Source organism: uncultured Dysgonomonas sp. (assembly GCF_900079725.1).
Taxonomy (GTDB): Bacteria; Bacteroidota; Bacteroidia; order Bacteroidales; family Dysgonomonadaceae; genus Dysgonomonas.
This window is the reverse complement of record NZ_LT599032.1, coordinates 4,209,891-4,233,961: the sequence shown is the minus strand read 5'-3', so window position 1 is coordinate 4,233,961 and position 24,071 is coordinate 4,209,891. Positions and strand designations below refer to the sequence as shown.

Genomic DNA, 24,071 nt, shown 5'->3' with positions numbered 1-24,071 from the left:
ATATATTAGATGTATGCAATATATATTTAGTTGCAGTCGTTATGATTTTTTAATTAATCAATTTACGGTAACGGATACGTTTCGGCTCCACATTACCCATACGTGCCTTTTTATTCTCTTCATATTCGCTGTAGCTTCCTTCAAAGAAGAATACTTCCGAATTGCCTTCAAAAGCCAAGATATGTGTACAGATACGGTCGAGGAACCAGCGGTCATGCGATATCACAACAGCGCATCCTGCAAAGTTTTCCAAGCCTTCTTCCAAAGCACGCAATGTATTTACGTCAATATCATTAGTAGGCTCATCGAGAAGCAATACATTAGCTTCCGACTTCAACGTCAATGCCAGATGCAGGCGATTACGCTCCCCTCCGGAAAGTACACCGGTAAGTTTTTCCTGGTCTCCTCCCGAGAAGTTGAAACGTGACAGGTAAGCACGGGCATTAATATCTTTTCCTCCTACACGCACAAACTCGCTTCCTCCCGAAATAACCTGATAAACACTTTTATTAGGATCTATCTCGGCATGTGACTGATCTACATAACCTATCTTTACAGTCTCTCCTACCTCAAATGTTCCCTTATCTGCTTTCTCCAAGCCCTGAATCAAGCGGAATAAGGTAGTTTTACCGGCTCCATTTGGCCCGATAATACCGACAATACCCGATGGAGGCAACATAAATTCAAGATTATCGAACAAAAGTTTATCTCCAAAAGCCTTTGTTACGCCATGTGCCTCTATTACCTTATTACCGAGACGCGGGCCGTTAGGAATAAATATTTCCAGTTTTTCCTCCCGTTCTTTCTGGTCGGCATTCAGCATCTTCTCATAGTCATTCAAACGGGCTTTACCTTTTGCATGACGGGCTTTAGGAGCCATTCGCACCCACTCCAACTCCCGTTCGAGGGTTTTGCGGCGCTTACTTGCCTGCTTTTCTTCCTGCTCCATACGCTTGGTTTTCTGCTCAAGCCATGATGTATAGTTTCCTTTCCATGGGATACCTTCTCCTCTGTCGAGTTCAAGAATCCATCCGGCAACATGGTCAAGGAAGTAGCGGTCGTGGGTGATACAGATTACTGTACCTTTATACTGTTGAAGATGTTGTTCCAACCAATCGATAGACTCCGCATCCAAGTGGTTGGTAGGCTCATCGAGTAGCAATACATCCGGTTCCTGAAGCAACAAACGGCAAAGTGCCACACGGCGGGCTTCCCCTCCCGAAAGGTTTGCAGTTAATTGATCTTCGGGCGGACAACGGAGCGCATCCATCGCCCGTTCTAGCTTATTATCTATATTCCACGCGTCAGTTGCATCTATCTTATCCTGCAATACTGCCTGACGGGCAAACAGAGCGTCCATTTTGTCGGCATCTTCATAATATTCAGGCAATCCGAATTTTTCGTTAATTCCTTCATATTCTTTCAGCAAGTCCATTATAGGCTGTACACCTTCCTGCACTATTTCCTTCACGGTTTTAGTAGGATCGAGTTTCGGATCCTGTTCAAGGTATCCTACCGAAAAGCCTTTGTCCGATACTATTTCGCCCTGATATTCTTTATCTATTCCGGCTATAATCTTCAACAGTGTGGATTTACCCGAACCGTTAAGACCGATAATACCTATCTTGGCTCCATAGAAGAATGACAGGTAAATATTCTTTAATACTTGTTTTTGTGGCGGGTATAATTTACCGACGCCCATCATCGAAAAAATAATCTTTTTATCGTCTACTGACATGATTTTATATATAAATTTTTATTTTCTATACTTCCAAACCGTTCTCACTCCCAGCAAGAACTTTTTGATCCTTATTGCTTACTCCTGTAAAAGGTAACAAAAGTAACAGTTTTTTTATCCTTTATGCTCTTTGTGATTTCCTTCGTGTACTTAGTGGTTAAATCTCTTTTATCACAAGGGGCACAAAGAGTTACACAAAGAACACTACATAAAAGGTAACAAAGGTAACACATATACCAATTATCAGAGAACAGTGAACAACTTGTATCTCGTGTCTTGTCTACTCGTATCTCATATAACTTTCAACTCATTACTTAAAACTTACTACTCGTTAAAAAGTAACAAAGGTAACACTTTTACACGTTTATTAATCTTGTTACTTTTTCTCTATATAACACGCTTGTTATATATACTATATAGATAAAATTATTGAAATAAAGTAACATTAAATTTAGATAACGGATTTGTATAACTGTACGCTTACTTCTGATACAAAAACCGCTTTATACTCCTCTTCGGCGTCTTTTCAAATTCCTGATCCTGCAATCTGAAATTCACTACCTGACTATATCCCGGCAGGCGTTTGTTTATCGCTTTCAATTCAGCCACAAAAATAGCAGAATAATCCTCTTCTTTCACATCATGCGCCTTCAAATAATCTTTATCAGGATAAATAAGAGCGATCAGCTTGCCACTTTCCTCAATTATAAGTGATTCTGCAACATAAGGAGAATTATTGAAATAGTCTTCTATCTCTTCCGGATAGATATTCTGCCCCGATCCACTGAGTATCATAGTCTTACTACGTCCTCGAATAAACAGGAATCCATCACGGTCCATCACACCCAAATCCCCGGTACGCAACCATCCCGCACTGTCCAGGACTTGTTTTGTTGCTTCTTCATTCTTAAAATAACCAAGCATCACATTCTGTCCCTTCACTATTATTTCCCCGGCTTCGGTTTCCATATTAGATGATTCTATCCGCACATTCATGCGGTCGACAGGGCGGCCACACGATCCTTGTTTATATGTTTCCCAATATTCATAGGAAATAAGCGGACCACATTCGGTCATACCATAACCAACTGTGTAAGGGAACCTTATATCCGTAAGGAAAGCTCCGACTTCTTTGTTCAATGCAGCTCCACCAATAACTACCTCAACCAGCTTATTGCCAAAAACAGGCACAAGCTTTTCTGCAATCTTCTTATACACTTTTTTCCTGAAGAAAGGTATTTTAATCAGTGTCTTGACCGGCTGTTTCTTCAATTGAGGAAAAACACGGGTCTGTATTATCTTTTCTATAATAAGTGGAACAGCCAGCACCAGCGTAGGATTCACTTTAGAAAAGGCGTCCAGGATTATCTGAGGCGAAGGCACACGAGTCAGGTAATGGATATGGCAACCTTTAGCAATGGATAGCAATACCTCGAAGGCCAGCCCGTACATATGCGCCATAGGTAACATACACACTATACCGTCACCCGCCTTCACAAATTCGATACTGTCTATCGCGAAACGGGTATTAGACCATAAACTACGATATGGGATCATTACTCCCTTAGGATTACTGGTGGTTCCTGATGTATAATTTAGTACTGCCAGTTCATCCGGAGACTCATCATAAAACACAACATCTTCCTGAGAGAATCCTTTCGGATATTTAGCATTGAATGTCTGCTCCAAGTGAGAACATGATTCCAAAAATTTAGCTGAGCGTGATTTCTGCGCCGAAAAGTCATCTATGAGCAAAATAGCCTCCACGGTCGGCATTTGCACAGGATCTATTTTAGACCATACATATTCATCTGCAAACAAAACCTTGGCTTCGGAATGATTTACAAGTGTATGAATATTTTCTCCGCTAAAATCGTGCAAAATGGTAGTTATAACAGCGCCATAAGTAAGTGACCCGAAAAAGGCGACAGCCCAGTTAGCCGAATTCTTGCCGCAAATAGCGATTTTATCTCCTTTCTGAACTTCAAGATCATCAAACAAGATATGTAATTGTGCTATTTTTTTTGCAAAATCCTTATATAGGTATGTTTCTCCGTTATAATCGGTCAATGCGGGACGTTCCCAGTTATTAACTATTCCCTCCCGGATGAGTGTTAAAAATTTATTGTTTTCCATATAATCATTCTATAGGTGATATATGCAAATGTAAACAAATTCTGAGATTTTATGCCATATAAGCATTGTAAATATCATAATTGTAACAGTAATGCTAACAAGCATCATCTCAAATAGGTACTTTGCTATAATCATCGAAATGCGGAAAACATTCTTCGATAAATCATATCTGATACCTGTTGCAATAAACTGTCTTTACACATAAACGGAGGGGTGAACAAAATCCATCCCTCCGTTTAATCTCTGATAAGCAAATATTTATTTATTCAGAATATCTATTTGCTGTCTTACAGACTCCTCATGAATCGCTTCCAAAACCACACGCATAAATTCCGGATTCATACCCATACCTTCTGCCTGGGAAATACGTTTGCTTAGTATTTCATCATAGCGGTCAGTCTGTACAATGGTCATATTATGTTCCTTCTTGAAGGTCCCTATTTCGCAAGAAATACGCATACGTTTAGCCAATAATTCAAGTAACTGATCGTCTATTTCGTCTATCTGTCTGCGCAATACCGACAAGTCTTCTGTCGACTGCTTACCATCTCGGATAACCAAAGCCGAAAGAATCTCTTTCAATCTCGATGGTGTTACTTGTTGCGAAGCATCGCTCCATGCATTATCAGGATCGCAATGTGTTTCAATAATCAACCCTTCGAAATTCAAATCCATGGCCTGTTGTGAAAGAGGCTGAATCAGATCGCGCTTACCTCCGATATGGCTAGGGTCGCAAATAATAGGCAAATCAGGGTAACGGCGTTTCAGTTCGATAGGGATATGCCATTGAGGAAGATTACGGTAGATCTTTTTATCATACGAACTGAATCCACGATGGATCGCACCCAGTTTAGTCAACCCTACATTACTTAAGCGTTCGAGAGCCCCTATCCATAATTCCAAATCGGGATTTACCGGATTCTTCACCAATACAGGTATATCCACACCTTGCAAGGCTTCAGCAATCTCCTGTACGGCAAACGGATTAGCCGTGGTACGGGCTCCTATCCAGAGCATATCTACGCCGTACTTCAATGCTTCATATACATGCTTCTGCGTAGCAACTTCCGTTGAGACATACATTCCTGTTTCCTGCTTTACTTTTTTCAACCAGGCAAGACCTTCACTACCTACACCTTCAAATCCTCCGGGTTTTGTACGGGGTTTCCAGATGCCTGCACGCATAATTTTGATACCATCAGCTGCCAATTGTTTTGCCGCACTCATTACTTGGTCTTCTGTTTCGGCGCTACATGGGCCGGCAATTACCAAAGGACGTTCCGGGTCAACTCCCGGTAGTAAGATTGATTCTAATTCCATTTTATCTAAGTTTTTATGATTGTAATTTCTTTATTCTTTCCAAAGCCTCTTTTAGCATAGGTTCATTGCAGCAAAGCGATATACGGATATACCTTTCGCCGTTGCTCCCAAATATAAACCCGGGGGTTAGGAATACTCTGGCATCGTATAAGATTTTATCTGCCAGTTCCCCGCTGCTTTTATACTTCGCAGGTATTTTTCCCCAAAGAAACATACCCACCTGATTCTCATCATATGTGCAGTCCAGTTCATCCATTATGGCAGCTGCGTATTTACGACGGTTTGCATATAATTCTATATTGTTTTTCCTATGCCATTCATCCGAATTATTCAATGCGGCAATAGTAGCCATTTGCATAGGCTTTAGAATACCGCTTTCGATGTTGCTTAGGACTTTGAGTATCCATCCTATAAACTGCGGATTGGAAACAACCAGACCGATACGCCATCCGGGCATATTATGCGACTTACTCATAGAATTCAACTCTATACAAATCTCTTTTGCACCCTCCACTTGCATGATACTAAGCGGATTCTCGTTCAATATGAGACTATACGGATTATCATGGGCGATAACGATACCATGCTTCCTGCCAAATGCAACCAACTTTTCGAACAGGTTTAACGAACCGTTCGCTCCTGTCGGCATATTCGGATAATTAACCCACATCAGCTTTACACCGGATAAATCCATTTTTTCCAATGCTTCAAAATCGGGCTGCCAGTTGTTATTTTCATCCAGATCGTATGTATGAATCTTCGCGCCTGCCATCTTACTTACAGATGTGTATGTAGGATAACCGGGATTTGGTACCAAGACCCCATCTCCGGGATTGAGAAACGCCAGAGAGATGTGAAGAATGCCTTCTTTTGAGCCTATTAACGGCTGTATCTCCTTTGCCGGATCAATCGTCACGTCATACCAACGTTTATACCATGTAGCAAAAGCATCACGCAACTGAGGAATACCCACATGCGGCTGATAGCCGTGTGCGTCGTTTTTCGCTGCGGATTCATTCAGAGCCCTTACTGTCTCTTCGGAAGGAGGCAGATCGGGACTGCCAATGCCAAGACTGATCACATTCTTACCTGCGGCATTCATTTCCGCTACTTCCCTCAATTTGGTGGAGAAATAGTATTCCTGTACTGTGTTCAGGCGGTCGGCGGGTATTATATTCATATTGATTTCAATATTTAAAGATTCCAAGAATTCAAAATTAAAGTTCGCTCTGACGGCCTTCCGGGTATTCACCTAGTGTTTTCAACTCACTTATCAGGGGACGGATAGCATCCAGCGATTGGTGATAACGCTCCAAATCTGAGAATTTGAGGTCTACGTAAAACTGATATTCCCATTCCCGGCCAACAATCGGCAAAGACTGTATCTTGGTCAGACTGATACCATAAAAAGAAAATACAGACAATACTTTCGAAAGGCTTCCTTCGGTGTGCGGCAGGGTAAACACAATAGATGATTTGTTTATGACCTCACTTTGCTGAATTTCTTCCACAATCCATTTATTACCAAAAATAAGAAAGCGAGTAAAATTGTGCTTATTCGTCTCAATTCCTCTCGCCAGTATATCCAGTCCATAAATTTCTGCTGCTCTCACACTGCATATAGCAGCCGTAGTATGCAAACGCTTTTCGGCAACATCTTTTGCTGCCAAAGCCGTATCCTCATGTTCAATAATGCGTACCCCCGGTAATGTATCCAGAAAATTAGTACATTGCATCAGTGCAATAGGATGCGATTCCACTTCCTTTACATCATGGATGGTTTGCCCGGGAAGCACCGCCAGGCAATGAGATATACGTTGCTTAAATTCACCTGCAATAGGAAGCTTATTCTCTTTCAGTAATTCATAATTACCCAAAAGGCTCCCGGCAATGGTATTTTCTATAGCCATAATACCAATTGTATTCGGCTCTTTTTTGATGGTAGTAAAGATATCGCGAAACGTAATGCAGGGCACTATTTCGACCTCTTCTTCAAAGAAATTTTCAGCGGCAATGCCGTGATATGCTCCCAGTCCTCCTTGTATTGCAACTCTTCTCATTTGTTTAGCTTATTGTCAAAAAAAAATCCCGTCATACTTGACAGGATTCTATATATCTGATTGTTTTATTTTATTTTCAATTTTCTCATACAAAATCCTGTTTCACCTTGCTAAAAAAGTAAAAGTAAAAAAAGAAAAAGTATGTAGAAAAATTCTTCATTTCAATAACCTTGTTATGATTATGGATACAAAAGTAATACTTTTTTGAATAAAACAAACATTTTGTCTTTTTAATTTCAAAAATTTATAAATAAGTAAATCCCCGTATCTTCCGCTATTTCCATTTAGGATCGTAAAGAACCCGCTCCCCATCAGCAGAACTGTACTGAGCCAAAGAATCTTCTTTCGATTGAATAACCATATAAATCATTGTTTCATCAGAAGAATTACGCAGGCATCGCTTTCCTGCCGGTGATACTCTCACCACGCTGCCTTCTGTTATGGGAAAGCAATCATCATCTACCTGAAAATCGCCGAAACCCTTTAATACGATATAGGTCTCTTCATTTTGTCTATGGATATGAAAATAGGTAAGATCTGTTTTTGGGGGTAGCATCTGAAATGAGATTTCGGTACCTGTCGCATCTGTAGCCTCTTTCAGGAAAACTTTGCCAGTTATTTCCTGTTTATTCTTGGGGTGGATCAGAGAATATTCATTCAGGTCTTCCAAACGGCCGATATTAATTGCCGTGTAATTTTCATTTTCTGATATTCGCTTTATGTCTTTCATATACTTCAGTTCTTGTTTTCAAAATAACTTATTCGCTTTCGACCGTCTTTTTGTTTAAAAGCTTCTCGAATTCCTCGCGGCTTCCATTGAAAGCATTCAGGTCGACCGGAGTATCTATGCCGTCTATCCGCCCCCGGTTCGAGAATTGCCAGAATAGCCAGTCACGGCCATCGGGTAAATTGGGTTTTGCGATAATATCACGTATCCAGATCGGATTATCGGGGAATTGGTGTTGCAGGTAATTCTTATAGAATTCATTTGTAGTATAAATAATCACCTTGCGCTGATAATGGTCTTCTATAATCTCAAAGTAGTTGGCTATTTCAGCGATCAGATCCTCCTTCCGGTTTGCAGGGCTACAGTTGCCACCATACTCCAGGTCAATAATAGGTGGTAAATCTATACTATCACGAGGGACATAGTGTATATAATTCCGGGCTTGCTCTTCTCCGTCTTTACAAAAAGTAAAGAAATGGTAAGCTCCCGACAGTATCTTATTCTGACGGGCTTCGCGCCAGTTAAGTTGAAACATGGAATCTTTATGATTGCCTCCTTCTGTAGCTTTGATAAAGGCAAACTGAACCTTTTCCTTATCCAGCCTTGCCCAGTCTATCTCTTGCTGGTGATGCGAAACATCAATTCCCTGTACAGGGTAATCTTTGAAGGACGGATAATTCAAGCGGATGTATCCATTCATAAACGCCACGTATACCCCGGCACAGATAAAAACAATCATAGCTAATACAATAAGGGAGTACAGGGCAACTTTTACTTTCATTGATACTTATTTAAACCGAATAACGAAGTTATGATTAATTTTTCTTTTTGTATGTTATATTTTTATATATATTTGAACAGTATTAACAAACTTTTTTAATAATAATATCATAACCATGACAGAATTTAGCAACCAAGGTTATCAAGAACCTGCTCAACAAGCTAACAGTTGGGACAACCCTACTAAACCACCAAGACCAAATAATAATTTGATTTTAGCTATCATCGCTACAGTTGTAAGTTTGATAACCTGCTGCGGCTGGGTCAGTTGTATAGGCTTTGTCCTTGGTATTATCGCCATAGTATTCTCCACTCAGGTAGATTCCAAATATTTTGCCGGAGATTATGCCGGAGCAGAGAGCGCAGCCAAGAATGCTAAATTATTGTCATTTATAGCTCTCGGAACAGTAGCTATTTCTGCTATTCTGATTATTATTTCCATTGTATCAGCCGGTGGTATTGCTTCTATGATAGAACAATATCAGGATATCATGGATCAGTACGGAGCTTAAAACAACAAAGTTTCAATATTATAATACAGAAAGGTAATTTCAATGGAATTACCTTTCCTTTTTTATGAAGAAGTATATACTGCTTATATCAGCAATTCTATTTCCAATCGTTATTATAGTCGTCTACTATGCAATCTATAATATGGCTGGAGATAATGCACTCTGTACATTCAAAGCAGCCACCGGACTAGAATGTCCCGGATGCGGCGGGCAACGGGCTTTGCATTTCCTGCTGCATGGCAATATATTGGAGGCTTTGCGCTATAACATCTTCTTCATCGTGGCAGGGCCATTTCTGGCATACTTCTACTATCTGGCTGTAAGGGTTTATATACTCGGACAGGAAAAGTATCTGAAAAGCTTTGTATTCAAACCCTGGTTCGGATACACACTTCTGATCACAGTTATCCTGTTTTTCATCCTGAGGAATATCCCTTTCTGGCCGTTTACCTATCTGGCTCCTCCCCCTTAAAAAAGTGGTGTCAAGCCGTTTCACTTATTTCAGAGCACTTTTTTAAATCTTTCCAAGAACTCTTTCGCTTGTTCTATAGTAAGACAGAGCGGAGGCAATAAGCGGAATACATGTGTACCTGTTGCTCCTGTAAAGACTTTTTCTTCAAATAAAAGCTTCGTCCGTTTTTCTTTTATAGGCTCCTCAAACTCCATACCTATCATAAGCCCGCGTCCGCGTACTTCTTTTATCTGAGGGAATTTCCGAAGTTCTTCCATCAGGAATTCGCCGACATTGTAAGCGTTTTCTACAAGCTTCTCATTCTTCATTATATCAAGTACAGCGATAGCTGCCGCACAAGCCAGATGATTCCCCCCGAATGTAGTTCCCAATTGTCCGTATACAGCCTTAAACATCGGATTAATCAGGACTCCCGACATTGGGAAACCATTACCTATACCTTTAGCTACTGTTATCAAATCTGCTTCTATATTGGCATACTCATGGGCGAAAAATTTACCGCTGCGGCCATAGCCCGATTGTATCTCGTCCAGAATCAGGATAGTTCCTGTTTCGGTACAAACATCGCGAAGTTCTTTCAGAAAATCATCGTATGGTATCTGTATGCCTGCAACACCCTGAATACCTTCTATAATAACAGAGCAATATTCTTTTGTGGCCAATTCCTTCTTTACAAATTCAATATCATTAAACGGAGCGAACACTACATTATCCGATTGGTTTACCGGAGCTGAATATGCAGGGATATCTGTTGTGGCAACGGTAACCGAAGTACGTCCGTGAAACGCTTTCTTAAATGAGAGTACTTTCTTGCGTCCATTGTGGAACGAAGCCAGTTTTATAGCATTCTCGTTTGCTTCTGCGCCTGAGTTTACAAGGAACAGAAAATAGTCAGGGTAACCGCATTGTTCTCCCATCTTTTGCGCCAGCTCCTGTTGCAGCTTATTCACTACAGAATTGGAATAGAACCCGAGTTTATTCAACTGTTCTGTAAGCTTAGCTACATAGTAAGGATGTGTATGCCCCACCGATATTACAGCATGGCCTCCGTAAAGGTCTAAGTATTCATTACCCTTATCGTCATACACATAACATCCTTTACCTTCCACGACATTGATATCGAATAGTGGAAATACATCGAATAATTTCATTTTATATATTATTTATTTCTTTAATTGTTTCTATTAAGTTCTCTTTCCGGATAATGTACATTCCTAACCTGACCTGCGAAATTCCGTCTTTCAGCTTATATGTGTACACAGGATGCCCATCCTGCTCGAGAATCTCGAAATAAGAAAATTCTATATTCTTATTGGCTTCCAGCTCTTTGGTCACTTCTACAATATGGGAAGATATGACAAAGAACGAACTTTTCACCTCGGTAAATGCATTCACCACAGCCAATGTCCCGTCATAGGCATCTTTCACATTCGTACCCCTGAATAATTCATCGAAGATCACCAACATATTCCGGTGTGTTTTCAACTGGCGGGCAACATCCTTGATACGCATCACTTCTGCATAAAAATGGCTGTAACCGGAACTCAGGTTGTCGGAAATATTAATTGTAGTACACAATCCCGACAATATACTCAAAGTCATCCTCTTTGCGGGAACAGGGAATCCCACATGCGCCAGATATGCGGACAATCCCAGCGCTTTCAGGAAAGTGGATTTCCCTGCCATATTCGGTCCCGAAATAAATAACAGGTTCGAGGGCTGTTCAAAGCGCATATCATTCGGAATAGCCCCTTCTACAAAGGGATGGTATAAACCATCTATCTCCAGCTGGTTATCATCGGCCGGAAGCATTTCTGCATATGATAGTCCGTATTTATCCGCCGCTTTCGCAATGGACAGAAAAGCATCATACTCATATATAAGGTCAAGAAAGAAAAGAATATCCTTCTTGTGGGTATAACGAAACATATAATCGAGCCTGGAGGTCTCATAAGAAGGGATTTTTAGTCCTAATTTCATTACATCAACATATTCAGCCGAAGAAAATATTTCCAAAACCTTTTCGTTATTCTTTTCCAACAATTTCGGATAATTATTTCCCTTAAACTTATCAGCCAGAACATGAGAAAAAGCATATATCGTCTTCAACAGGTCGACAGTAGAGCCAACTCCTTTCTTTACCAAATAGTACTCGGTATTCGTACTTATCCTGTCCATTATCATCCTCTCCAAGGCTGTAAACCATGTAGGAATACGTGTTGGATAATCACCATGCCGGATATAATATTCGGTAAAATCAAGAGAATCTTTATCTACACTCAGGCCTTCGGGCAAATATTTCTGAAAGAACGCGATTGTGTCTGTCCGTTCAGTTATCTTTTCCAGATCGGTCAGAGGATTGGACAAAAAGTTATAAAGTATCCTCCTGCCACCATAACACTGAGTGTGATTAAACAGGCTGAATACAGACGTACCGTCTTTGACTGTGTCAAAGATTTCAAGGTCTTTCAGGGTTTGGGAGTCTACTTCAAATTTCATGCGATTCAATTTATTGATTTATGCCAATTATATAAAAGCAATCGTCTTCTACTTTCCAATTCATTAATGTGAATAGAACTGACATCTTCCAATTTATAGATGCTGGTATCTAATACAAAACCGTTTCTATCTATCTCTGTAAAAGAAAAGAAAATATCATCCACATCATTAACAAAACCAACATACCAGTCTCCATTTGCTTCAATTCCTAACAATGTTGATTTGTCTTTTTTATATTCATTTAATGTATTAAAAACCCAATTGGAAGAAGAATCTAAGGGTAAAGTACTACTTTGCTCACTATCTATAAGAGCGTTATTATCTATAATATACTGGATCGATTTCAGATAATCATTATCGACAGTTATATAATTTACATCTGAATACCTCAGGGTAATAACTCCATCAGATTTACCATTTCGAGTAAAATGTTGTATTTGAACGGTATTCGAATTAAAACTTAAAACATATCCACAAAAGCTAGTCTCTCCTGTATATTTTTTAAAATACAAAAGCTTTTTACTTTTCTTTGACTCTGTAAAAATCTTATCATATAAATCCATAATTCACATCTTTAAAAAGCCGAAGCCTTTAGCTTTAATCCGATTGTCTCTTCCAACCCGAATATCAGGTTCATATTATGTACAGCCTGTCCCGACGCACCTTTTACCAGATTGTCTATGCAGGAAAGGATAAGCAGCTTACTTCCGTGTTTTTCCAGATGCAAGATACATTTATTTGTATTTACCACCTGCTTGAGATCTATATTTTTATCGGAGACAACCACAAAAGGACTTTCTTTGTAAAAATCCTGATATAATTTCACAGCCTCTTCAATAGTTCCGTCAAATTTCAGATAAGTAGAAACAAATATACCTCTGGTGAAATTTCCACGGACAGGAATAAAGTTAATATCTTCTGTAAAACCGGTCTGTAACTGAGCTAATGACTGGCGAATCTCTGTCAGGTGCTGATGTTCGAAAGCCTTATAAACAGAGATATTATTCTCCCGCCAGCTGAAATGGGAGGTTGCCGACGGCTTTACTCCCGCCCCGGTGGAGCCTGTGATAGCATTCACATGGATTTCCGTATTCAGCAATCCGGCCTTCGCCAGTGGCAACAGGCCTAACTGTATAGCCGTGGCAAAACATCCGGGATTGGCGATATAAGATGATTTCCGTATCTCTTCTTTATTCAGTTCGGGTAAGCCATAAATAAATTTATTTTCATCGGCTTTGTGCCTGTAATCGGTAGACAGGTCTATAATTTTCAGATGTTCGGGAATCTCATTCGCTTCCAAAAACTTCTTTGTATCACCATGTGCCGTACAAAAAAACAATACATCTATTGTATCGTAAGGCAACTGGTCGGTAAAACTCATCTCCGTATCGCCTAACAATCCACTATGTACATCCGTTAGTTTATTGCCCGCGTTACTTGTACTGTTTACAAATACCAGTTCCACCTGCGGATGATTGATTAATATCCTTATCAGTTCTCCGGCAGTATAGCCGGCTCCCCCTATAATTCCTGCTTTTATCATAGTCATTTATTATTTCAGAAACTTTTTTAAGATATCTCTATGGCTCTATGTTATAGAGTCGGCTCTCTGCCTTTTTCCATAAAAGTAATATATTTAATACAATGAGAAATGAACAGCTATCCTGTAACTGTTAAAAAAAGGTTACACTTCTGACACTTTTTACATCTTTTTCTATGCTACTTTTATATTCATTGTGACCTTCGTGATTTTCTTTGTATGCTTAGTGGTAAAATATTTTTGTTATACTCAGATACACGGAGTAAACACAGGGAGAAAGGTAACAAAAGTAACAGATATATCAGTAAACAGTGAATACAGAACAACTCACTACTTAAAACTTACCATTTGTTAAAAGGTAACAAAGGTAACAAAGTTAACAATATTTACAAATTCAAATACTTGTTACTTTTGCTCCGTTCCATACGCTTATGGTCTACTATATAGATAAACGAATAATGAATTTATAACTCTTTCCCGTTCTTTTTCTGTACACTATGATATATCTTATTTGTCATAGCATAAATCTTAGTAAAGCCTTTCGCATCATCCGATGTCCACGCCTTATTCACTTCGCCGTACTCACCAAAATCAGCTTTCATCAAATCGAAGTCACTTTCCACTCCAATCAGCACATAATGATATGGTTGCAGTTTAATGCTCACCCTACCAGTTACATTTTGCTGCGAACTTGATAGCATTGCTTCAATATCACGCATCACAGGTTCCAGATATTGTGCTTCGTGAAGAAACATTCCGTACCAGTTACCTACCTGCTCTTTCCAATACTGTTGCCATTTGGTTAGTGTATGCTTTTCCAGCATTTTGTGCGCATTGATAATCACCAGCGGAGCCGCGGCTTCAAAGCCCACACGTCCCTTTATGCCGATAATAGTATCACCTATATGCATATCGCGGCCGATAGCATAAGCCGATGTAATCTCTTCTATCTTCTGGATAGCTTTTACCTTATCAGCATATTTTTCACCGTTTACTGCTGCTATTTCGCCTTCTTCGAAATCAATCGTAAGAACTTCCTGTCCTTGTTTCTGCAATTGGGACGGATAGGCTTCTTCCGGCAAAGTCTGTTCTGACTTCAGCGTTTCTTTGCCACCTATACTTGTACCCCAAAGCCCTTTATTAATGGAATATACCATCTTCGTAAAATCGGCTTCATATCCATGTTCTTTCAGATAATTGATTTCATACTCACGGGTAAGGATCATGTCGCGGGTGGGTGTAATAATCTCAATGCCGGGAGCAAGCACATCAAATGTCAGGTCGAAGCGAACCTGATCGTTTCCTGCTCCTGTGCTGCCATGAGCAACAGCGTCAGCACCTATTTCCTTTGCATAGTTGATAATGGCTATCGCCTGAAATATACGCTCCGAACTCACCGAAATCGGGTATGTACCATTACGCAATACATTTCCGAAAATCATATATTTAATGCTCTTTTCGTAGTATTCCTGTGTTATGTCGAGACTTACATGTTTTACAGCACCTAATTTATAGGCTTTCTCTTCTATAACTTTCAGTTCTTCGGGCGTGAAACCTCCGGTGTTGGCTATGGCTGTATATACATCATATCCCATATCAGCGGACAGATATTTTGCACAGAACGATGTGTCTAATCCTCCACTGAATGCTAAAACGACTTTCTTTTTCATATATGTTATGTTATTTCAATTGCTTTTTGAGGTCTTTGATTATCTCTTTTATCTCCTTCTTGTCTTTCTGCTTTTCGGGATCGAAGAGCATCGCAGTACAGATACAGTATTTCCTGTCGGTACGGGTAAGGATATCATAATTGACACATCCCTGACAGCCACGCCAGAAAGACTCATCATCAGTCAGTTGTGCAAAAGTCACAGGCACATACCCCAGTTCTGTATTTATTTTCATTACCGCAGCACCCGATGTAAGACCAAATACTTTGGCTGTCGGAAACATAGCTCTAGCCAGAGAAAAGGCATGCTGTTTGATTTTTTTTGCCAGCCCGTGCTGTCTGAATTTTTCAACTACAATTAACCCGGAATTGGCAACAAACTGCTTATTCCCCCATGATTCTATATAGCAAAATCCGGCAAACTCATCTCCCATCAGAGCAATGATAGCTTTACCTTCCTTTATTTTAAGTTCCACATATTCCGGTGTACGTTTTGCAATTCCCGTGCCCCGCACCTTAGCCGCAGCCTCAATTGTATCCAATATCGTTTGCACATATCCGACATGGCTTTCGTTGGCTATCTGTATAGTAAGTTGTTGTTGCTCCATCGGCTTTTCTACCACAAGTTCTTCTATGTTGTTCATTGTTGTCTTATCATTCAATATTCGGTATAAATTCAGAAAGTGAAGCTATTACCTCCTCCCTGCTTATATTCTCTCTCGGTATCAGAAGTATAGTATCGTCACCTGCAACTGTACCCAGTATATAACGTGTAGCCCTGCGGTCTATTTCTCCCGCTATGGCCATAGCATAACCCGGACGGGTCTTTATCACAGCCAGTTGTCCCGAAAATTCAATATTAACAAATCCGAAAGAAGACAACGGCATTTCCTCTTCCATATTCTGCATCGACTCCGAAAACTGATATACATAATTACCTTTTGCCGTGGGCACCTTCACTATTTTCAGTTCTTTTATATCGCGGGACAAAGTAGCCTGTGTAAGTTCAAACCCTTTATCCATCAACAGTTTAAGAAGCATATCCTGACTATTTATATCATTCGTCTGCAACACTTCTCTTATTATTTTATGTCTGTATTTCTTAGTCATTACGTATAAATATGCAAATAATAATGCAAATTTACACATATTTATGCATATTCTAAAATATTTAATGCATAAAAAATATTATTATATAAATAGCACTCCGACAAAAAGTTAAACATTCCTTTTTTTAATTTATTTTTCTATATTTGCAAAATATAGGATGCGCCTCGGCGTAATTAAAAGAAACGTTGACTATACTCTCGGCTTCTTCTATATTTGCGTATTCACACTTCAGGACACATTATGTCTGGAAATAAAACTTAATATTTTGAATTTGAATGGATGAACCAGAGAAAAAGCAACCGATAATATCTGTCTTGCGATCAGATGCTCCAGCTAAAAAAGCGACAAAAGTCACCATTGATGACTCTTTTGCACGCATTGTAGTATATGAAAAGGAGGATTTGACTAACGATGAGATTTTTCTTCTTCTGAATATTCGGAAATGTATAAAAATAGATATCGACAAACACTATGAACGCACAAATGAGGGTGTTGAAACACATTCTTATACTATATATAACATCCTGATTTAAACAGGTCAAGTTCACAGAACATATCTTACTTCTTTAAACGCAAAGCGTCTCTCATCTCCGCTTTCCGTTTGCAAAATAAGCGTTCCATCGGAAGCTACATTTTTTATCCTGGCTATAAAATCGTTTGTGTTGTCATTAAATAAATGATAACCTGTTTTTCTGAACAGAGAATCTCTATACTCCTCTGCAATAATCTGCATCTCTCCCCTCCTCAACTTCTCGTAATAAGAAAAAAGGAGTTCTCTGACTTCTTCGAGCATGATACTCTGCTCATAATACTCTCCTGTTATTTGCTTCAAAGAAACAGGATTAGGCAGACTGCTATCAAAACTCTCCTGATTAAGATTGACTCCTATCCCACAAACAGACTCTTTTATTTCATCTCCTTCTATGGCATTCTCAATCAGTATTCCGCATATCTTCTTCTCTCGCCAGTAAATATCATTAGGCCATTTTATTGTAATACCATCTGCATATTTCCGGAGAAAATCGGCTACAGCCAACGATACAACCTGCGATATAAGGAACTGCTCATTTGCTTTTACCGCATCGGGATACAATACAATACTGAACAACAGATTCTTTCCGTTCTCCGACATCCAGCCGTTGCCGCGCTGCCCCCTGCCTCCGGTCTGAAAATCGGCCGAGATAATGGTTCCTTCCTTTACTTTCTGTTTCAGCAACAGGCTTTTCATATAATTGTTTGTAGAATCAATTTCGTCGACAAGGTGGATAATCAGAGGCATAGTATGTTCGATTATTTAGATATTAGACAAATTATTATATTCGGTTTGCTTCACTTTTGGCAATTTCTTTATCACCTCATCCACCGAGTGTTGGATAAGTTCTTTGATCAAAGCATCAGATACATCACTCTCAATAACAATAGTATTCCAATACTTTTTGTTTGAATGATAACCCGGCCTGATACCGTTGTAATGCTCCCTCAGTTCAATCGCTTTCTCCGGATCACATTTCACATTCAGCCAGAATTCACCGTCTCTTGACTCCAGGCCCATATAGGCAAACATTTTGTCCATTACTTTATAGACCAGCGTATCATCTCCGAAAGGAAAGCTTTCTGTCGCCCCTTTTATCGATATACATGCTTCACGAACTTCTTCTATATTCATTTTCTCTAATTTACAGGTGCCAGAAATGCATCGTCTATATGTTCTATCTCAAACTTTTTGCCATTCCATATAGCCGCAACCACATCGAAACGGGCAGGCTGATCTATATCGTACTCCCTAAGGTAAAAATCGGCAGCTTCAACAATCCGTTTTATCTTTCCCTTCGATACTGCCTCCTCCGGGTTTCCCCATTGGCTCGAACTACGGGTCTTTACTTCTACAAAAACAATATATTCCTCATTCCGGGCAATTATATCTATTTCATATTTTTCATATAGCCAGTTACGCTCTATTATTTCATAATTCTTCTGCCTGAGATAATGCTCCGCTGCATCCTCACCCTTTTTCCCCAGATCGTTATGCTCGGCCATAAGGCAAAATCAGCCGATTGTTATTTTCTTGGTTTCTTTACTGTAAACAGGAACCAAATTCACGGTATCCTCTGTTAAACAGTATTCTACAGAATCTTGCAGATTATGAGCTTCCAACCGCTTAATATGCTCTGTACGGTCAATATAACTGCGAACATCGGGCAATGCCTCTTTCCACATCGACAAAGCTACCTGCGTTGCATCCGAGGCGGGAGCATAGCCTCTATCAATCAACTTCTGAGCCAAAGCACCGCCAAAAAGGGAATCCTCCATATTGAAACGGTTATTCCATCCGGCACAAAGCACTATTACATCCTTCTCTTTATCTGCGCAGAAGTCCGCCAAAGCGCTAATGTTGGAAAAAGCACCAACGGTCAGTATATCCGAATCTTTCGCCATATCAATGGCCTGCGTTCCGTTAGTGGTAGTGAATACAACATCCTTACCTCTCACTTTGTCGGCTGTATAGTCAAATGGGGAATTGCCAAAATCTGCAAAATCGCAACGCTTCACATTACGCTCTGCCCCTACAAGATATCCCTTTGCCTTATAGTCCTGCGCTTCTTCAATCGAAGCTACAGATATAATAGAACTCGCTCCGTTCTTCAAGGCTGCGCACATCGTAGTGGTTGCCCTGAAAATATCTACTACAACCGTAATATGGTTATTATCACTAGCATAATATGGATAAAGAGCCGGAGAAAAACACACTTCTACTTTCATTCTTTTAATGCTGCTTTAATCCGTGTAAGTTTTATCAATAAGCCTTCCAACTGATCGAGTGGCAACATATTTGCGCCATCCGACAAGGCATTGGCCGGATCGAAATGTGTTTCTAAGAATAATCCGTCGACACCTGTTGCAATACCCGCTTTACACATTGTTTCTATCAACTGTGGCTGCCCTCCGGTAACACCCGATGCCTGATTTGGTTTTTGAAGGCTATGGGTAGCATCCAGAACGACAGGAAAGCCGAATTCTTTCATTTCGGGTATCCCGCGAAAATCGACTACTAAATCAGAGTATCCGAAAGACGTTCCTCTATCTGTTATAATCACATTATCGTTCCCCGAATCCACAACCTTTTGCGCGGCAAATTTCATCCCGCCCGGTGCAAGAAACTGGCCTTTTTTGATATTTACTATTTTCCCTGTCTTAGCCGCAGCAATAAGCAGATCTGTCTGACGGCAAAGAAATGCAGGAATCTGCAATACATCGACATATTCGGCAGCCATCGCTGCTTCATGCGTCTCATGGATATCTGTCACCGTAGGCACACCAAATGTTTCGTTTACCTTACGCAATATTTTCAGTGCTTTCTCATCACCGATACCGGTAAAAGAATCGACTCGCGAACGATTTGCTTTTTTATACGAACCCTTGAAAACGTAGGGTATATCAAGTTTTGATGTGATTTCTATTATTTTTTCGGCAATGCGCAATGCCATCTCTTCCCCCTCAATAACACATGGTCCCGCAAGCAGGAAGAAATTATCATTTTTCAGATTTGTAATATTCATTTTATTCGTTTGATTAGAATGTATTAAAAACTTTATCAAAGGTACAAATATTATCTCTTATGATAAAACGCCCAGATATCTATAATTATTACTAAATCCAACAGTGCAGACGAATCTTAATGAAACTAAAAAAACATACCTTTTCTTGCTCATAACAAGAATATTGACTAAAATTGCATCTGTTAATATATCATGTACAACACTATTGAAGAGACCGGTATTAACAGTTTAAATCTTTTTCCACTAAAAACAACTATTCATTCCAAACAAAGCAGCAACTAGAAAAGGAAGGCAGATCCTCTGCCCATACGAAATAGGAACATAAAACACTGATTTAATTCGTTTTGAAATTATGGAAACAACAACAGTAAAACTTTATTCTCTCAACTACAAAGAGGCTAAAACATATATGTTTGCCCTTTTGTTTATTGCCGGCAACATAGCACTTCCTCAACTTTGCCATCTCATACCGGGTGGAGGGCTCACATGGCTGCCCATCTATTTCTTCACACTGATTGCCGCATATAAATATGGCTTCCGTGTAGGACTGCTGACAGCCATATTATCCCCTTTGGCTAACAATATCTTATTTGGCATGCCCCCGGCTGATGTATTGCCTATAATCCTCATCAAATCATCTTTATTGGCCGGTGCTGCTGCGTATGCCGCCCACCGTTTCGAAAAAGTGTCTCTTCTTGCATTAGTTGGCGTGGTACTGGCTTATCAGATCATAGGAATACCAGTAGAATGGGCTATAGAAAAAGATCTGTTTGTAGCTGTTCAGGACTTCCGCATTGGCATACCGGGTATGCTAATCCAGATATTTGGAGGCTTTGCCGTATTAAAGGCTATGGCTAAACTCTAAAAAATAATTTCGGAATTTCAGGTTTCAAGATTTCAAAATATGTTATTCACAATATAACTACATCTTTATCTTGAAACCTGAAATCTTGAAATCTTGAAATCATAATTATCATGTATGATAAAACATTCGAAGAAGTATTGGAGCGGTTTCGCGCAATATCTTTTTCCGAACAGTTCGATATGATTGTGGCCATCGCTAACGGAGGCATAATCCCTGCGGCGATCCTAAATCAGCGTTTCGGCATTGAAATACAACTTTTAAAAATCAATCTGAGAGACAGCAACCAGAGGCCAATTTACGACAGCCCACAGCTAATGGCTCCCATCGATTTTGATTTTAAAGGTAAAACAATACTGCTTGTAGAAGACAGGGTTAAAACAGGGGCATCTCTTACGAAAGCCTGTGAACTGCTGAAAGACGCTAAACTGATAAAAACATTTGCGGTGAACGGAAAAGCAGATTATAGTCTCTACGATGAAACTTGCTTTAAATTTCCATGGTTATTATAATGAAGGGTAAAAGGTAAAACAAATAAAGAAAAAACAGTTGGTTATGGATAGACGTAATTTTTTAAGAGCAATAGCACTTACAGGAGCCGCAGCTACAATTAAAGCAAGCGGCAATATAGATATACTGTCTGAGAAATTTATCAGCTCCGAATCTGCAGCCGCAGTAGATATGGTTGCCGTCATGGGTGGTGAACCCGAGGTTATGTTCAGGCGTGCCATGACTGAAATGGGCGGCATGAGCAAATTCATAAAAAAAGGGTGGAAAGTAGTAGTAAAACCGAATATAGGATGGGATAAGACTCCTGAACAATCGGGCAATACCAACCCGAAGCTGGTAACTGAAGTTATCCGCCAATGTTTGTCTGCCGGAGCAAAAGAAGTTGTGGTATTCGACCATACCTGCGACGACTGGCTGAAGTGTTACAAAAACAGCGGCATCGAGGCGGCAGCTAAAGCCGCAGGGGCAAAAGTAGTACCTGCACACGAAGAATCATATTACCGTGAAGTTACTCTACCAATGGGGAAGAAACTGAAAAGTGCAAAGATACACGAAGCCATCATCGATTGCGATGCATGGATAAATCTTCCTGTTTTGAAGCATCATGGAGGGACTAATCTTACCATATCGATGAAAAACTATATGGGTATCGTCTGGGACAGGCGCATATTCCACCGTACCGATCTGCAGCAATGCATAGCAGATATATGTACATATCCCAAAAAGCCTGTTCTCAATATCGTAGATGCATACAGAGTGGTAAAAACAAACGGTCCGCAAGGCCGTTCGACTGCCGATGTGGCAAATCCGAAAGGACTCTTTATTTCACAGGATATAGTAGCTGTAGATACAGCTGCAGCCAAGTTTTTCAATCAGGTGCGCACAATGCCCCTCGATCACATAGGTCATATAGCAGGCGGACAGGCTCATAAACTTGGCACAATGGACATAGATAAACTGAATATCAAGAGGATAAAAATATAATTTCACAAAGATCAACTATCAACTATGCTAAAAAAACTTCGGGTGGGAGTATCTCTTATTTTATTCGCCCTGATAACGTTCTATTTCCTTGATTTTGCAGCACTGATGCCTGACCAGTTTCATGCATTGGCACACATACAGTTTATTCCGGCAATATTGGGAAGTAGCTTTATTATACTGACTGTCCTTATTGTATTGACTCTACTGTTCGGACGTGTATACTGTTCCTCAATTTGTCCGATGGGTATCTATCAGGACATAGTGGCATGGGTTTCAAAGAAAACTGCCAAAAAGAAAAAGAGATATAAGTACAGTAAAGCCAAGAATATACTCAGATGGTCGGTAATTGCAATCGTCCTGATAACGTTCTTTGCAGGTTATCCTGTTTTATTAGGATTAGTGGACCCTTATAGTGCATACGGACGTATTATTGCCAATCTATTCAGACCAGTTTATCTGGCCGGAAATAATGTTCTGGAATCTATTTTCACCAGTTTCGGCAATTATACATTCTATAAAATGGAAGTAGTGATACTCAGTATGTTTTCTTTTTTCATTGCTATTATCACATTCCTCGGCATAGGCTTCTTTGCATGGAAATACGGGCGTACATTTTGCAATACAGTGTGTCCTGGAGGAACTGTATTGGGCTTCATCAGTAAGTTTTCACTATTCAAAATCCGGATAGACGACAGCCTGTGCAACAGCTGTGGTTCGTGTGCTATGAAGTGTAAAGCGTCATGCATCGACAGCAAAAACCATACAGTAGACCACAGTCGCTGTGTAGATTGCTTCAATTGCCTCGACAGCTGCTCACGTAATGCATTGAAGTTTACCCCGTACAGGAAGCAAGCGACCAATATCAATATAGAAAATACGACCGACTCAGGAAAAAGGCAATTTCTGGCTACGGCAATAACAACAGCCGTATCTGTACCTGCGGTATTTGCTCAGGAAAAGATAGTCGAGATTATAACAGGAGAAAAAGTTCCTACACGGCAAAATCCGATATGTCCGCCGGGAGCAAAAAGTGCCGAACATTTACTACACCATTGCACATCGTGCCACCTTTGTATAAGCCGTTGTCCGTCAAGGGTTATAAAGCCTGCTTTTATGGAATACGGTATCGGAGGCATCATGCAACCTGTAATGACGTATGAGAAGGGATTCTGCAACTATAACTGTACAGTATGTACCGACGTGTGCCCCAACCGGGCATTACTGCCTCTGACAATGGAAGAAAAACATATGACACAAATAGGGCGGGTACATTTTGTCGAAGATATTTGTGTGGTGCACGTAGACGGAACTAATTGCGGAGCTTGCGCCGAGCATTGTCCCACACAAGCTGTAACGATGGTCCCCTACGAGGGTCACGAAGGACTTACTATACCACATATCACCCCTGACATTTGCGTAGGGTGTGGCGGATGTGAATTTATCTGTCCTGTAAGGCCTAATCGTGCAATTTTTGTAGAAGGTAATGTAGTTCATCAGAACCGGAAAGCGTTCGAGGTTGAAGAAAAAGAAGACGTTAAGGTTGATGATTTCGGATTCTAATTCCCCCGTTCATCATTATTCCTAAAATTCATAAT

Annotated in this window: 26 protein-coding genes; 7 read left to right on the top strand and 19 right to left on the bottom strand. The window is 40.1% G+C overall.

The window, feature by feature from the left end:
• Nucleotides 1-49: 49 nt before the first annotated feature.
• The 7 genes from ettA to QZL88_RS17395 all read right to left on the bottom strand — a co-directional run bounded on the left by ettA (nt 50) and on the right by QZL88_RS17395 (nt 8,762).
• A complete protein-coding gene (ettA, locus tag QZL88_RS17425) occupies nt 50-1,738 on the bottom strand; it encodes an energy-dependent translational throttle protein EttA (RefSeq protein ID WP_194224579.1) in 1,689 nt (562 codons plus the stop codon).
• A 480-nt stretch (nt 1,739-2,218) separates the two neighbouring features.
• Nucleotides 2,219-3,874 carry an AMP-binding protein gene (locus tag QZL88_RS17420; RefSeq protein ID WP_296943237.1) on the bottom strand — a complete coding sequence of 552 codons (1,656 nt, stop codon included), beginning with the start codon at nt 3,872-3,874 and terminating at the stop codon, nt 2,219-2,221.
• A 258-nt stretch (nt 3,875-4,132) separates the two neighbouring features.
• Nucleotides 4,133-5,194 (bottom strand): bifunctional 3-deoxy-7-phosphoheptulonate synthase/chorismate mutase type II, encoded by a 1,062-nt coding sequence (locus tag QZL88_RS17415; RefSeq protein WP_296943235.1) that lies wholly within the window; start codon nt 5,192-5,194, stop codon nt 4,133-4,135.
• Nucleotides 5,195-5,207: 13 nt separating this feature from the next.
• The gene (locus QZL88_RS17410; protein WP_296943233.1) at nt 5,208-6,374 is read right to left on the bottom strand and encodes an aminotransferase class I/II-fold pyridoxal phosphate-dependent enzyme; all 1,167 of its coding nucleotides are present in this window, start codon (nt 6,372-6,374) and stop codon (nt 5,208-5,210) included.
• Nucleotides 6,375-6,411: 37 nt separating this feature from the next.
• Nucleotides 6,412-7,254, bottom strand: a complete 843-nt coding sequence (locus tag QZL88_RS17405; RefSeq protein WP_296943231.1) for a prephenate dehydratase — start codon at nt 7,252-7,254, stop codon at nt 6,412-6,414.
• A 274-nt stretch (nt 7,255-7,528) separates the two neighbouring features.
• Nucleotides 7,529-7,984 carry a cupin domain-containing protein gene (locus tag QZL88_RS17400; RefSeq protein ID WP_296943229.1) on the bottom strand — a complete coding sequence of 152 codons (456 nt, stop codon included), beginning with the start codon at nt 7,982-7,984 and terminating at the stop codon, nt 7,529-7,531.
• A gap of 28 nt (nt 7,985-8,012) precedes the next feature.
• Nucleotides 8,013-8,762, bottom strand: a complete 750-nt coding sequence (locus tag QZL88_RS17395) for a GH25 family lysozyme (protein ID WP_296943227.1) — start codon at nt 8,760-8,762, stop codon at nt 8,013-8,015.
• Nucleotides 8,763-8,877: 115 nt separating this feature from the next.
• On the opposite strand from QZL88_RS17395, the gene QZL88_RS17390 reads away from it, so the two are divergent.
• Both QZL88_RS17390 and QZL88_RS17385 read left to right on the top strand, forming a co-directional pair.
• Nucleotides 8,878-9,273, top strand: coding sequence for a CD225/dispanin family protein (locus QZL88_RS17390; protein WP_296943225.1), 396 nt, complete (start codon nt 8,878-8,880; stop codon nt 9,271-9,273).
• Nucleotides 9,274-9,337: 64 nt separating this feature from the next.
• Nucleotides 9,338-9,745, top strand: a complete 408-nt coding sequence (locus QZL88_RS17385) for a DUF2752 domain-containing protein (protein ID WP_296943223.1) — start codon at nt 9,338-9,340, stop codon at nt 9,743-9,745.
• 29 nt (nt 9,746-9,774) lie between these two features.
• Here QZL88_RS17385 and QZL88_RS17380 read toward each other — a convergent pair whose 3' ends face one another.
• The 7 genes from QZL88_RS17380 to argR all read right to left on the bottom strand — a co-directional run bounded on the left by QZL88_RS17380 (nt 9,775) and on the right by argR (nt 16,563).
• Nucleotides 9,775-10,896: an aspartate aminotransferase family protein gene (locus tag QZL88_RS17380; RefSeq protein WP_296943221.1), complete on the bottom strand. Its 1,122-nt coding sequence runs from the start codon at nt 10,894-10,896 to the stop codon at nt 9,775-9,777.
• 1 nt (nt 10,897) lies between these two features.
• Nucleotides 10,898-12,244, bottom strand: coding sequence for a hypothetical protein (locus QZL88_RS17375; protein WP_296943219.1), 1,347 nt, complete (start codon nt 12,242-12,244; stop codon nt 10,898-10,900).
• A 5-nt stretch (nt 12,245-12,249) separates the two neighbouring features.
• A complete protein-coding gene (locus QZL88_RS17370; RefSeq protein WP_296943217.1) occupies nt 12,250-12,807 on the bottom strand; it encodes a hypothetical protein in 558 nt (185 codons plus the stop codon).
• Between the two features lie 11 nt (nt 12,808-12,818).
• Complete coding sequence (argC, locus tag QZL88_RS17365; protein ID WP_296943215.1) at nt 12,819-13,787, bottom strand: N-acetyl-gamma-glutamyl-phosphate reductase; 969 nt, start codon at nt 13,785-13,787, stop codon at nt 12,819-12,821.
• 461 nt (nt 13,788-14,248) lie between these two features.
• Nucleotides 14,249-15,454, bottom strand: coding sequence for an argininosuccinate synthase domain-containing protein (locus tag QZL88_RS17360; RefSeq protein ID WP_296943213.1), 1,206 nt, complete (start codon nt 15,452-15,454; stop codon nt 14,249-14,251).
• Nucleotides 15,455-15,464: 10 nt separating this feature from the next.
• Nucleotides 15,465-16,061, bottom strand: coding sequence for a GNAT family N-acetyltransferase (locus QZL88_RS17355; protein ID WP_296945126.1), 597 nt, complete (start codon nt 16,059-16,061; stop codon nt 15,465-15,467).
• A gap of 46 nt (nt 16,062-16,107) precedes the next feature.
• Complete coding sequence (gene argR, locus QZL88_RS17350; protein WP_296943211.1) at nt 16,108-16,563, bottom strand: arginine repressor; 456 nt, start codon at nt 16,561-16,563, stop codon at nt 16,108-16,110.
• 275 nt (nt 16,564-16,838) lie between these two features.
• On the opposite strand from argR, the gene QZL88_RS17345 reads away from it, so the two are divergent.
• On the top strand, nt 16,839-17,096 hold the full coding sequence (locus tag QZL88_RS17345; RefSeq protein ID WP_291111637.1) for a hypothetical protein: 258 nt from the start codon (nt 16,839-16,841) through the stop codon (nt 17,094-17,096).
• A gap of 11 nt (nt 17,097-17,107) precedes the next feature.
• Here the strand turns inward: QZL88_RS17345 and QZL88_RS17340 are convergent, their stop codons facing one another.
• The 5 genes from QZL88_RS17340 to kdsA are packed head-to-tail and all read right to left on the bottom strand — an operon-like array spanning nt 17,108 to nt 20,120.
• Nucleotides 17,108-17,842 (bottom strand): biotin--[acetyl-CoA-carboxylase] ligase, encoded by a 735-nt coding sequence (locus tag QZL88_RS17340; protein WP_296943207.1) that lies wholly within the window; start codon nt 17,840-17,842, stop codon nt 17,108-17,110.
• Between the two features lie 15 nt (nt 17,843-17,857).
• On the bottom strand, nt 17,858-18,229 hold the full coding sequence (locus QZL88_RS17335) for an MmcQ/YjbR family DNA-binding protein (RefSeq protein ID WP_296943205.1): 372 nt from the start codon (nt 18,227-18,229) through the stop codon (nt 17,858-17,860).
• A 5-nt stretch (nt 18,230-18,234) separates the two neighbouring features.
• The gene (locus QZL88_RS17330; RefSeq protein WP_296943203.1) at nt 18,235-18,600 is read right to left on the bottom strand and encodes a YraN family protein; all 366 of its coding nucleotides are present in this window, start codon (nt 18,598-18,600) and stop codon (nt 18,235-18,237) included.
• 9 nt (nt 18,601-18,609) lie between these two features.
• A complete protein-coding gene (locus QZL88_RS17325; RefSeq protein WP_296943201.1) occupies nt 18,610-19,323 on the bottom strand; it encodes a 2-phosphosulfolactate phosphatase in 714 nt (237 codons plus the stop codon).
• Entirely contained in the window at nt 19,320-20,120 is an 801-nt protein-coding gene (gene kdsA, locus QZL88_RS17320; protein ID WP_296943199.1) for a 3-deoxy-8-phosphooctulonate synthase, read from the bottom strand. Before kdsA ends, QZL88_RS17325 begins: the two co-directional genes overlap by 4 nt.
• Nucleotides 20,121-20,472: 352 nt before the next feature.
• Here kdsA and QZL88_RS17315 point away from each other — a divergent pair, with 352 nt between their 5' ends.
• The 4 genes from QZL88_RS17315 (at nt 20,473) to QZL88_RS17300 (ending at nt 24,036) form a co-directional block, all read left to right on the top strand.
• Nucleotides 20,473-20,985, top strand: coding sequence for an ECF transporter S component (locus QZL88_RS17315; RefSeq protein ID WP_296943197.1), 513 nt, complete (start codon nt 20,473-20,475; stop codon nt 20,983-20,985).
• 110 nt (nt 20,986-21,095) lie between these two features.
• Entirely contained in the window at nt 21,096-21,494 is a 399-nt protein-coding gene (locus QZL88_RS17310) for a phosphoribosyltransferase (RefSeq protein WP_296943195.1), read from the top strand.
• 43 nt (nt 21,495-21,537) lie between these two features.
• On the top strand, nt 21,538-22,476 hold the full coding sequence (locus QZL88_RS17305) for a DUF362 domain-containing protein (RefSeq protein ID WP_296943193.1): 939 nt from the start codon (nt 21,538-21,540) through the stop codon (nt 22,474-22,476).
• A gap of 24 nt (nt 22,477-22,500) precedes the next feature.
• Complete coding sequence (locus QZL88_RS17300) at nt 22,501-24,036, top strand: 4Fe-4S dicluster domain-containing protein (protein WP_296943191.1); 1,536 nt, start codon at nt 22,501-22,503, stop codon at nt 24,034-24,036.
• Nucleotides 24,037-24,071: the final 35 nt, after the last annotated feature.